A 12,278-nucleotide genomic window follows, 5' to 3' on the forward strand; every position below is an offset into this window, starting at 1 on the left:
TCTTTAACAGATAGACCTTGCCAAAGAAGGAGAGATTTCATGGTCCCGAAGAATGCGCCGCCTTTGGCGCTTGTGAAGACGCCGTTCATGCCCAATACCTGCCGCCGCCTGCTGGGCTTGGCCTTTGTAGGGGCCTTGATGCTGAGCGTGGCGCCGGCCTCGGCCCAGACGACCCAAGCCTACGCGCTGGAGGCCGGGGATCTGGCCAGCCGCTTGAGCCAGTTCGCTCAACAGGCCGGGGTAGCGCTGGTGATGGATTCCTCCCGATTGCAAGGTTTGCGCGCTCCGCGCTTGCAGGGACAGTATTCCGTGCAGGAAGGCTTTGCCGCCTTGCTGGCTGGGCAGCCGTTTCAGGTGCAAAGCCGGGATCAGGGCTATGTCTTGATTGCCTTGCCTGATAGCGACACCTTGGCGGATGACGCCGGTGTGCAGTCTTTGGCCAGTATTGAAGTGCGCCGCAATGCGCTGGGCGACATTACCGAAGGTTCAGGCACGTATGCAGCGGGCACGATTGCCACGGCAACCCGCTTGCGTCTGACTCCGCGTCAGACGCCGCAGGCCATCAGCGTGACTACACGCAAGAAGATGGACGACTTCAACCTGACCAGTATTGATGACGTGGTGCGCCATACGCCGGGCGTCAGCATCATTACTTATGACAGCGAGCGTACCGTTTACGAAGCACGCGGTTTTGGTGTCCAGAACTTCCAATATGATGGCATCCCTACCTTGCGCGATTCACCATACACGGCAGGCCATTCGCTCACGGACACAGCGATTTACGATCGTGTCGAGGTATTGAAAGGCGCCTCCGGTTTGCTCACTGGCAGTGGGACCCCAGGCGCGACTATTAATATGATTCGTAAAAAGCCGACGCACGAGTTTCAGGGATATGCCACTGCGGGCTTGGGCTCCTGGAACAATTACCGCAGTGAAGCGGATTTCTCCGGCCCTTTGAACGAGTCAGGTTCGCTACGTGGCCGTCTGGTTGGTGCCTATCAGGACAAAAAGAGCCATTTGGACCACTACCAGCGTCAGACTTTGGTGTTATACGGCATCGTTGAAGCAGACCTGACACCGGATACCCGCTTGACCCTGGGTGCAGATTTGCAGGACAACGATCCCAAAGGATCAACCTGGGGGGGCATCCCGATTTATGACGCGCAGGGCCACTTCAACGAGATGGACCGTTCCTTTAATAACGGTACGCGCTGGAGTCGCTGGAACCAGTACACCCGTTCGGCCTTTGCCACTTTGGAGCATGAGTTCGACAGTGGCTGGATGGCCAAGGTGCAGCTCAATCGCTTGGTCAATGGTTATGACTCTGAGCTGGCGGCTGCGGCCGCTGGTAACCCTGATCCTTTGACCGGAAAAGGTGTGTCGCTATGGTCCGGGCGCTACGTGGGCAAGACGGTCTCGAACACGGCTGACTTCTATGCGACCGGCCCCTTTGAACTGTTCGGACGCGAGCACGAGTTGGTGGTTGGGGGCGGCGTATCGCGCCGTCGCTGGACCAATGCGTCTTACGGTGAAAACAGTAATACCGATGTCTCGAATTACTACGAATGGGACGGTCGCTGGCCGCGCATGAACTGGAAGCATCTGGGCGATGATCGTGAAGTGACACGAGAAAATGGTTTGTACGTCAGCACGCGCCTGAACCTGCGCGATGACTTGAAGCTGCTGCTGGGTACACGCTATGCCAACTACAACAAGCTGGATATGCGTGAAACGGGTGTATGGGTGCCTTACTTTGGCGCTGTGTATGACCTGAACGACAACTTCTCGGTGTATGCCAGCTACACCAATATCTTTCAGCCCCAAGATTTGCAAGACGAGGGCGGTCGTACTCTGGACCCCTTGCGTGGTGATAACTACGAGGTCGGTGTCAAAGGCGAATTCATGGGCGGCCGTTTGACGTCCAGCCTGGCTTACTTCCAGCTGCGTCAGGATAACTTTGGCAAGGAAACGGGGGGGCGCACACCGTCGGGGGGTATCGCTTATGAGGCCACTCAAGGTGTGCGTACTCATGGCGTAGAACTGGAAGTGGCCGGTCAGTTAACGTCGCAATGGCAGATGCATGCAGGCTATGCCTACAAGCTGTCGCGCCGCGATGGTGAAAAGGTGTCGACCTTATCGCCTGAACACCAGTTCAACATCTATACCACCTACGATTTTGAGGGTGGCTTGAATGGCCTGACCTTGGGCGGCGGTGCACGTTGGCAAAGCAAGACCTGGGGGGATGTCAGTCGACCTGGATCGCCGGGTAAGGTGCGGCATACGGTCTCGGGGTACTGGCTGGTAGATGCGATGGCGCGCTATCGCTTCAACAAAAATTTGTCGGCCACTTTTACCGTCAATAACTTGTTCGACAAGCGCTATTACTCCATGTTCTCCTGGTACAGCACCTATACCTGGGGCGAACCGCGCAACATGATGCTGGCGGTGAAGTATCAGTTCTAAGCCGAAGTAGGAAACCGCTCAGGATACCTGGGCTCGATAGCGATCCAGTTGCTCGCATAGTTCGCGAGTAGCCTCTATCAGCCTGGGGCCGGGGCGGTACAGCGCATCCGGGTTCAGGTTCAGCAAGGCGTGGGGACTTAGCCCCAGATGCTTTTCCCAGAACAGGTGGCGGGCGCGCAGTTGGGCCGGATCACGGTAGGCCATGATGACCACTTGCGGGCGCTTGTGCAGCACGTCTTCCAGACTGATGGTGGGGGCGACGGCAGCATGGCGAGCGTAGATGTTTTGCGCTTTGCAGGTGGTCAGCACATCTTGAATCAATGGATCGCGCGCCAAGGTGTACAACGGCTCGGAGCCGATTTCCAGAAACACGCTGACCGTCTCGCCCAAGCGGCTGTTCTGGCGCAGGGCGGCAATCTGATTGTCCAGCAAAGCAGCCATCGGCACGGCCACCTCCGCCGTATCCAGGCTGTCTCCTGCCAGACGGACAAAGGCGGGAATATCGTCCAGTTTTTCAGGGGCGGCAAAGATCAGGCTGATATGGGTTTGTTGTAGCTGGCGCTGTAATTCAGGGCCGATCTGGTTGGCTTGCCAGGCCCAGACCTGATCAGGCTTTAGCTCCAGCAGCCGTTCCGGGTTTACGCGCAAGGCGTCCCCAATGCGGGGCAAATCCTTGGCGGCAGGCGGGTAGTCACTGGAACTGTCTACGGCGATCAAGTGCTCTTGGGCACCGGCGGCAAACAGAATTTCAGTGATGTGAGGGGCCAGACTAATCGCGCGGGCTGGAGCGACAGTTTGTGGGGGTTGGACTGCTTGCTCTGTCGCGGCTTTTTGTATTGTTTTATCTTGCTGCTTGCTCTGTACTTCTTGAGTGCTTTGCTCTGTGCTTGTCTGTGTCTGTGTCTGTGTCTGTGTCTGTGTCTGTGTCTGTGTCTGTGCCTGTGTCTCGGGCTGTGCTTGAGTCTGCGCCTGTGACAGCAGCGGGTCTTGCTCCTGCGCTTGCGTCAAGATGGGCAATCCCAAAAGCAGGGCGAACAGGCAAAGCAAACCCCATAGCCCCAATCCGCTCCAGACAGAGCGCTTTGAGTGCTGAAGACGATAAGTCGCAGGCAAAGAGGGCATCGTGCGCCTTTAAGTAAATGGCGCGGCTCTTGTGCAGATCCGCGCCAGAATCAAGCAAAGTTGATTTTACTGCTTACATGCGCCAAGCGAAGTTCAGGAACACGCTGGAGCCGGCGTTGTTATAGCCACGAGCCAAGGTGTAATCCTTGTCGAGCACATTGTTCCAACGCAGTTGGGCCTCCAGACTGGAGGTCAGCGGGTAGCTGGCGGTCAGGTTCAACAGGCCGTAGCTGCCCAGACGCTGTTCGTTCTTCGCATCTTCATAGCGATGGGATGCGAACAAGTATTCTGCGCCGGTTTTCAGGTCACCAAACTTGTGCTCCACAGCAACTTTGTAGTTCTGCTTGGCACGACGCACCAATTGCTTGTCGGTGTTTCGATCTTTGGGGTCGGTGAAGTCGGCACTGGCAGTCAGCGTCGTGTCGCCCAACTGTTTCATGGCAGTCAAGGTCACGCCAGTGATACGTGCTTTTTCGGTATTGCTGGTCGTGCATTCGAAGTTGGCGTCACACACATAAGGGTTGATCATGTCGCGGATGCGGTTCTGGTAGACCACCAAGCCCAGCTCAGTCGTATCGTCCGTGTAGCGGATATGGCCTTCGACGTTGCGGGATTTTTCCGGTTTCAGATCCGGGTTGCCTTGGAAGCCCCAGTTGTATGGCGAGTACAAGTCCGCGAACGTAGGTGCACGAAAGCCCGTGTTGGCGGCTACACCGACTGTCCAGTTGCTGGTGACGTCCAGGTCATAGCCCAGGCCACCCGTTACCTTGTTGCCATAGCCACTGATATTGTCGTTACGCACGCTGGCTTGCAGGTGGTGTTGATTGATATCGCCACGGTAAATCAGGGCAAAGGCATTGGTGTTGCGCTTGTCGTCCTTGTGTACGGTGGTGTGGGTCATGCGCTCTTCCAGACGCTCGGCCAGCAAGGAGACGGTATGGCCCTTCGCCACAGTCAGGTCGTTTTGCCAGCTGTATTGGCGTTGCAGTGTGGAATAGCGAGAGCCAAAGGCGCGGTTTTCCACTGTTTCTTTGCTTAGCGAGGCATTCAGGCGGCTGGTCCACAACTCAGACAGCTTGTTGGTGCTGGTCAGGCCGTAGGCTTGCTGACGTGTTTGCGTGCTGGGGGTGCGGCGTTCGGACAGGCCGTTGTCGAATTGACCATCCATAAAGCTGTTGATGGCAGTCAGGCCCAGGTGTTGGCCTTGTGCCCATTCATATCCCAGAGAACCGTTCAGTCCGTGCTGGGTGTAGCCATTTTTGTCCGGGTTGTAGCTGAAGGACAGCGGGTTGGTTGCGTTGAAACCATCGCTGGTGCCGTAGCTGGAAGCCAGGCTGTAGTCCCAGCCTTGGGCCGCACCTGAAAAACCGGCGCTGGCTTTGAAGGTGTCTTGCGAACCCAGGCCTACATTCCCCCATGCGCTCAAGGCACGGTCGCCGCCGCCTTTTTTGGTGATGATGTTCACCACACCACCAATGGCATCCGAGCCATAGAGGCTGCTGCCTGCGCCACGCACAATTTCAATGCGTTCGATCAGGGCGGGGTCAATCGCTTGCCAGTTCACCGAACCACTGGTGGAGCTGTTGATGCGCATCCCGTCGATCATGACGCGGGTATGTTGTGGATTGGTACCGCGCAGGTAAATGCCCGTTGTAGTCTGCGGGCCCCCACTGCTGTAAATCTCCACCCCAGGCTGACGCTGCAAAATTTCAGCCACACTGCTTTGACCTGCTTTCTGCAAGGTTTCCTGATCAATCACCGTCACGTCACCCACCACGTTTTTCAGTGGCTGAGCCATGCGGCTAGGGGTAACAACAATTTGATCCAGTTTGGTGACAGGGGCAGTTTGGGCCGTGGCGATCAAAGGCAGGGCGCCCGCCAGGGCGACCATCAAAGGTCTGATGGACAGTAGTGTCATGGAGATTCCTGTGAGATGTGCGTCCCCGCACATCAGTAAGCGAAGCCGCCCACCGTGGGACGGCCATGAATTCAGGGTCGAGAAGCAGGCTGGTGTCGGGCTTTGCGCGTAGCAGGTACCGTTGCGGGGGCAGCACGTTTGGCAGTTCCAGGGCGGAACCGCTCACGTTTCCCATTTGACTTTCCCAGGCCCAGGGCTGCATGGGCCGGAAAGCACCTCTTTCCGAGCGGAAAATGTTACATGCCGCTGGGGCAAAGGTTAAGTGTTTAGGGTGGATTCGCTGTACAAAGCGCTACAATTGTGGCGCCAATCCACCATTCTCGCGGCTCTTGCTGTCAGATGCCGTCAACGTCCCGTTTCGTGTTACGGAGCTTTTAGTGTCCTATCCTGCTTTGCCTTATCCGATCTCTGCCTATACGCGTGGTACCGAGTTTGCGCGCCGTTTGGGGCAGCAAATTCTGATTCTGGATGGTGCAATGGGCACCATGATTCAGCGTTACAAATTGGGCGAGGCCGATTTCCGGGGCGAGCGCTTCGCGAATCACCATAAGGACGTCAAAGGCAATAACGAATTGCTGTCGCTGGTACGCCCGGACATCATTCGTGAAATTCACGAGAAATATCTGTCTGCCGGTGCCGACGTCATCAGCACCAACACGTTTGGTGCAACGGATATTGCCCAGGGTGACTACGATTTGCAGGGCATCAGCTATGACCTGAACCTGGCTTCTGCCCAACTGGCCTGTCAGGCGCGCGATGCCTTCAGTACACCCGAGTGGCCGCGTTTTGTAGCCGGTGCCTTGGGCCCGCAGCCCAAGACGGCTTCTATTTCCCCGGATGTGAATGACCCGGCCGCCCGTAACGTCACCTTTGAGCAGCTGCGTGTAGCGTATACGGAGCAGGTTCGAGCCTTGCTGGATGGTGGCGTCGATATTCTGCTGATCGAAACCGTCTTTGACACGTTGAATGCCAAGGCGGCTGTTTTTGCTCTGGAAACGGTCTTTGATGAACGCGGCGAGCGCGTTCCGGTGATGGTGTCGGGCACGGTCACGGACGCCTCTGGCCGCATCTTGTCTGGCCAGACTGTGGAGGCCTTCTGGAACTCCATGCGTCATGCCCGCCCGATTACGATTGGCCTGAACTGCGCCCTGGGTGCCGCCTTGATGCGTCCCTACGTGGCCGAGCTGTCCAAGATTTGTGACACCTATGTGTGTGTCTACCCTAACGCTGGTTTGCCCAACCCCATGGCGGAAACCGGCTTTGACGAGACGCCTGCCGATACCTCCAGCCTGCTGCAAGAATTCACGCAAGCCGGTTTGGTGAATATGGTGGGTGGCTGCTGTGGCACGACGCCAGAGCACATTGCCGCCATTGCCGAGCTGTGCCGCAAGCTGCCTCCCCGCATTGTTCCTGAAGTTCCTGTCAAAACCCGTTTGTCGGGTCTGGAACCACTGAATATTGACGAAGAAACCCTGTTTGTGAACGTGGGTGAACGTACCAACGTCACGGGCAGCAAGGCTTTCTTGCGCCTGATTCAGCAAGAAAACTACGAAGAAGCCTTGTCGGTGGCCCGTCAGCAGGTGGAAAACGGTGCACAGATTATCGACATCAATATGGACGAAGGCATGCTGGACTCGGCAGCCTGTATGCATCGTTTCCTGAACATGATTGCCTCCGAGCCGGATATTGCCCGCGTGCCCATCATGATCGACAGCTCCAAGTGGGATGTGATCGAAACGGGTTTGCGTTGCGTTCAAGGCAAGGCCATCGTGAACTCCATTTCCATGAAAGAGGGCATTGAGCCTTTCCTGGAACATGCCCGTCTGTGTCGTAAATACGGTGCCGCCATTGTTGTGATGGCGTTTGACGAGCAAGGTCAGGCCGATAGTTACGAGCGTCGGGTAGAAATTTGCGAACGCGCCTACCGCTTGCTGGTTGATGAGGTTGGCTTCCCGCCAGAGGATATTATTTTCGACCCCAACGTCTTTGCTGTTGCAACCGGCATGGACGAACATGCGACTTACGGTCTGGACTTTATCCGCGGGGTAGGCTGGATTCACAAGAATCTGCCGCATGCACGTTTGTCCGGTGGTATTTCCAACGTCAGTTTCTCCTTCCGTGGCAACGAAGCCATGCGCGAGGCCATCCACACCGTCTTCCTGTACTACGCTATTCAGGAAGGTCTGACCATGGGTATTGTGAATGCCGGTCAGTTGGGTGTGTACGCCGATATTGAACCGCATCTGCGCGACTTGATCGAAGACGTGATCCTGAATCGGGCCGAGCCCAAAGGGAAAACCGATCCGGCGGACGAACGCACCCCCACTGAACGCCTGGTGGAAATGGCCGAGAGCGTCAAAGGCTCCGGCGCCAAGAAAGAGGAAGACCTGAGCTGGCGCGAAACTACGGTTGAGCAGCGTCTGATCCACTCTTTGGTGCATGGCATTACCAGCTTCATCGTGGAAGATACGGAAGAAGTTCGTCAGAAGATTGATGCCCAGGGTGGTCGCCCCATCAGCGTGATTGAAGGTCCTTTGATGGACGGCATGAACGTGGTGGGCGACCTGTTCGGTCAGGGCAAGATGTTCCTGCCGCAGGTGGTGAAATCCGCGCGTGTAATGAAACAGGCCGTGGCCCACCTGATTCCCTTTATCGAAGAAGAAAAGCGCCAGATCGAGGCCGCAGGTGGTGATGTGCGCTCCAAAGGCCGCATGGTGATTGCCACGGTGAAGGGCGACGTCCATGACATTGGCAAGAACATTGTGTCCGTGGTGATGCAGTGCAATAACTTTGAAGTGGTCAATATGGGCGTGATGGTGCCTTGTGCCGAGATCCTCGCCAAGGCCAAAGAAGTGGAGGCCGATATTGTGGGTTTGTCCGGCCTGATCACTCCCAGCCTGGAGGAAATGGCCTATGTCGCTTCCGAGATGCAGCGCGACCCGTACTTCCGTGAGCGCAATATTCCTCTGATGATTGGCGGCGCAACCACCAGCCGCGTGCATACGGCGGTGAAGATCGCCCCGCATTACGACGGCCCGGTTATCTATACTCCGGACGCCAGCCGCTGCGTGGGTGTGGCTACCCAACTGGTGTCGGACAATGTGGAAGAGTTTTTGGCTGAAGTGCGCGAGGAATACGAGCAAGTGCGCCAGCGCCATGCCAATCGCAAAGCCACGCCTTTGATCTCGCTGGAAAAAGCGCGCGAAGACAAGCCTGCCATCGACTGGTCCACCTACGTGCCGCCACGCCCTAAATTCATTGGCCGCCGCACCTTCAAAAACTACGACTTGGCCGATATTGCCCAGTTCATCGATTGGACGCCGTTTTTCCAGACTTGGAGCTTGTTCGGCAAGTATCCGGCCATTCTGGAAGACAAGGTGGTGGGCGAGCAGGCCAAGACGCTGTTTGCCGAAGGGCAGGCCATGTTGAAGAAAGTCATTGAAGGACGCTGGTTGACGGCAAACGGTGTAATTGCGTTCTACCCCGCCAACACCGTCAATGGCGAAGATATCGAGGTCTACTCGGACGAATCGCGCAGCGAAGTCTTGTTCACCTGGCGCAACCTGCGCCAACAAGGCGTCAAGCGTGAAGGCGTGGATAGCAAGTGTCTGGCTGACTACATTGCTCCGAAAGAAAGCGGCGTGGCCGATTACATCGGCATGTTTGCGGTTACTGGCGGGATTGGCGTAGACAAACTGTCCGAGCGCTTCCAGGCTGCCGGCGACGATTACTCGGACTTGATGATCAAGGCACTGGGCGACCGTTTTGCCGAGGGCTTTGCCGAATGTCTGCATGCTCGCGTACGTACCGACTTGTGGGGCTATGTCACCGACGAGCGCCTGTCCAACGAAGAGCTGATCGACGAGAAATACCAGGGCATTCGTCCTGCACCCGGCTATCCGGCCTGCCCGGAACACGTGGTCAAGCACGATATGTTCCGTGTCCTGCAGTGTGAAGACATCGAGATGTTCATCACCGACAGCTACGCCATGATTCCGGCTTCCAGTGTGTCGGGCTTCTACTTCAGCCATCCGCAGTCCAAGTACTTCAACGTGGGCAATATTGGTGAAGACCAGTTGCAAGACTATATCCAGCGCAGTGGTCGTACGGAAGAAGACGTACGCCGCAGCTTGTCGGGCGTATTAGGCTGATATGGGAACGACGGGGCCAACAGGGGCTAATCCGGGCGGCGCCGAGGGCGCCTCTCAAACCCGGCGTCAGGCTTTGGGACGATTTTTGCGTAATGCACGCGAGCGTATCCAGCCTGTAGACCTGGGGCTGGCCCCCGGTGTGCGCCGTCGCACTCCTGGTTTGCGTCGCGAAGAAGTGGCGCAGCTGTGCGATATCAGCACCACCTGGTACACCTGGATCGAGCAGGGTCGCGACGTTACCGTGTCCCCCACGGTCTGCGCCCGCCTGGCAACGGTCCTGAAACTGGCCCGGGCCGAGCGCCACTATCTGTTTGAACTGGCTGACTGCGCCGATCCCGAGCATTGGCAGGGTGATATTCAACCCTTGCCGCAAGGCTTGAGCGCATGTGTCGATAGCATCTCCGCCCCGGCCTACATTCTGGACCGCAGCTGGAACGTACTGGCTCGCAACGAAGCCTTGTTGGGTTTGTTCGATGGCTGGCCCGACCGTAGCGAGCAGCCCAATCTGCTGCGTTATATCTTCCTGGACCCGGCAGCGCGTGAGCTGGTGGTGGACTGGGAGCAGCGCGCCAGCCGCGTCGTGGCCGAGTTCCGCGCTGACGTAGGCGCCCATGCGGACGAGGCCGATATACAGGCTTTGATCCAGGAGTTGGCGCAGCAAAGCCAGGTATTCGCTTTCTGGTGGGGACGCCAGACCGTCGTGGAGCGGGAGGGCGGCTTGCGGGATTTCCGGCACCCCAGCCAGGGAGTGCGCCGCTTTCAGCAATTTACCTTTCGCCTGGCGATACGGCCGGATTGCAAGCTGGTGATGTTGCTGGAGGATGAGGATAAGCCGGCGTAAGCGCAGCTTGAGCAAGACAGCAGCTTGAGCCGCTGCGTGCCTTGCTCCTTCAGTCTTGCTGGCCTACTTCTTCTGCAAAGACTCACCATCGCTGGCTGACAGTCGGGCAAAAGACAGGCTGGAGATGGCCGTAATAGCACCCAGAATCAGAAAGGCCCAGATCGTATCCTGGGTCTCCACGCTGCTTGCTCCGCGCAATGCCATGCTGATATTCAGCGTTACCGCCGCACATGCTACGCCCAGACTGATAGCCAGTTGCTGCGCCATGGCAGCAAAACTGCTGGCCTGGCTCATGGCCTCAGAATCCAGGTCGGCGTAGGTCAGGGTGTTGACTGCGGTGAACTGCAGGGAGCGGAAAAAACCGCCTGCGGTCAGGACGGCAATCATGAGCCACATGGGCGTGGTGGCCTGGAACATGGCGCATAGGGCAATGAACAGGCCCGTCAGCCAGGCGTTGACGATCAGGACTTTGCGAAAACCGTAACGCCGGATGATGGGTGGGGCCACCAGTTTCATGCCCAGAGCACCAATCGCGCCGGTGAAGGTAATCAGGCCTGCTGATAATGCGCTCATGCCAAAGTTGGTTTGCAGCATGATGGCCAAAAGAAATGGCGCAGCGCCTAGCGAGAAACGACACAGATTGCCGCCCAGCACGGAAATGGCAAAGGTTTTGGTGCGCAGCAGTGACAAATCAATGATTGGGTAGGCAACTTGTCGGGAGTGCCAGACGTACCATGTGCCAGCGACCAGACCGGCCAGTGTCAGCCAGCCCAAGGTATCCCAGCCCAGGGTGCCATGACCTACGTTCTCGAAGCTGGTCACCAGAGTGGCTAGACAGATGGCGCTCAAGATAAAGCCCAGCCAGTCCAGGGGCGGGCGCTCTGTGGGGTAGTCCTCGCGGATATAGCGCAGCACCAGGGCAATGCCCAGTATGCCAACGGGGATATTGATCAGGAAAATCCAGTGCCAGCTGGCGTACGTGACTAAAAAACCACCCACGGGCGGGCCGATGATGGGGCCCAGCAAGGCAGGCAAGGTCAGCACCGCCATGGCGCTTAAAAGCTCATCTTTAGGGACGCGCCGCAGTAAGATAATGCGTCCCACCGGCACCATCATGGCCCCGGCCATGCCTTGTATCACGCGGGAAATAATCAGTTGTGACAGGGTCTGGGACAGGGCACATGCAACAGAACTGGCGGTAAAGAGTAGAATGGCGGCCAGGAACACCTTGCGAGCACCAAAGCGGTCTGCAGCCCATCCACTGATTGGAACGAATACGGCCACGGCCAGCAGGTAGCTGGTAATGATGGTATTCATGCGGATGACGCTGGTATCCAGCGACAAGGCCATCGTGGGCAGGGCAGTGGCTACAACCGTAGAGTCCAGCATTTGCATGAACAATGCACATCCCACAATGTAGGGAATAATGCGTATGGCTCGACGCTCTTGAGGGGACATGGTCGCCGGTTTGGCGGCTTCGGTCTGTTCAGATGCCATGCGGCGAACTCTCTGGTGTGCGGTGCAGTAAACTCAAACTTTTCTGTTATCCAATTTATTTAGGCGTACAGGTATTATGGCAAAGAATTTCGAATCCGAAATTACCCAGTTTCTTAAACAGTATAAAGAGCAGAACGCGGATACCGAAGCACGGCAGCGTGAAGGCCGTTATCGTCTGTGGGACAAGCAGATTGACCAGGAACTGCAAGACGGTTACAAGGCTGCTCGCACGCCTCAGAAACCTTACGTGTACTACGAAAACAACTAAATCTGTACACCTGCGCCT

The 12,278-nt window shown here is 57.0% G+C and carries 7 protein-coding genes and 1 riboswitch; of the genes, 4 read left to right on the plus strand and 3 right to left on the minus strand.

What is annotated here, in order from left to right; translation table 11 throughout:
• Positions 1 to 39 precede the first annotated feature (39 nt).
• Positions 40 to 2,463 carry a TonB-dependent siderophore receptor gene (locus ACU6HM_RS11855; protein WP_446763845.1) on the plus strand — a complete coding sequence of 808 codons (2,424 nt, stop codon included), beginning with the start codon at positions 40 to 42 and terminating at the stop codon, positions 2,461 to 2,463.
• An 18-nt stretch (positions 2,464 to 2,481) separates the two neighbouring features.
• Here ACU6HM_RS11855 and ACU6HM_RS11860 read toward each other — a convergent pair whose 3' ends face one another.
• Positions 2,482 to 3,471: an ABC transporter substrate-binding protein gene (locus tag ACU6HM_RS11860; RefSeq protein WP_446763846.1), complete on the minus strand. Its 990-nt coding sequence runs from the start codon at positions 3,469 to 3,471 to the stop codon at positions 2,482 to 2,484.
• Between the two features lie 187 nt (positions 3,472 to 3,658).
• Positions 3,659 to 5,503, minus strand: a complete 1,845-nt coding sequence (locus tag ACU6HM_RS11865; RefSeq protein WP_446763847.1) for a TonB-dependent receptor domain-containing protein — start codon at positions 5,501 to 5,503, stop codon at positions 3,659 to 3,661.
• Positions 5,504 to 5,573: 70 nt separating this feature from the next.
• Positions 5,574 to 5,738, minus strand: a riboswitch (cobalamin riboswitch).
• A gap of 142 nt (positions 5,739 to 5,880) precedes the next feature.
• Between ACU6HM_RS11865 and metH the strand changes: the two genes are divergently transcribed.
• Positions 5,881 to 9,654, plus strand: a complete 3,774-nt coding sequence (metH, locus tag ACU6HM_RS11870) for a methionine synthase (protein WP_022983630.1) — start codon at positions 5,881 to 5,883, stop codon at positions 9,652 to 9,654.
• A 1-nt stretch (position 9,655) separates the two neighbouring features.
• Positions 9,656 to 10,495 carry a helix-turn-helix transcriptional regulator gene (locus tag ACU6HM_RS11875; protein ID WP_446763848.1) on the plus strand — a complete coding sequence of 280 codons (840 nt, stop codon included), beginning with the start codon at positions 9,656 to 9,658 and terminating at the stop codon, positions 10,493 to 10,495.
• A gap of 63 nt (positions 10,496 to 10,558) precedes the next feature.
• On the opposite strand, the gene ACU6HM_RS11880 is transcribed toward ACU6HM_RS11875, so the two are convergent.
• Positions 10,559 to 11,992, minus strand: a complete 1,434-nt coding sequence (locus ACU6HM_RS11880) for a DHA2 family efflux MFS transporter permease subunit (RefSeq protein WP_060185321.1) — start codon at positions 11,990 to 11,992, stop codon at positions 10,559 to 10,561.
• 76 nt (positions 11,993 to 12,068) lie between these two features.
• Here ACU6HM_RS11880 and ACU6HM_RS11885 point away from each other — a divergent pair, with 76 nt between their 5' ends.
• Positions 12,069 to 12,260 carry a DUF3460 family protein gene (locus ACU6HM_RS11885; protein WP_009458738.1) on the plus strand — a complete coding sequence of 64 codons (192 nt, stop codon included), beginning with the start codon at positions 12,069 to 12,071 and terminating at the stop codon, positions 12,258 to 12,260.
• Positions 12,261 to 12,278 lie beyond the last annotated feature (18 nt).

Source organism: Alcaligenes sp. RM2 (assembly GCF_052931795.1).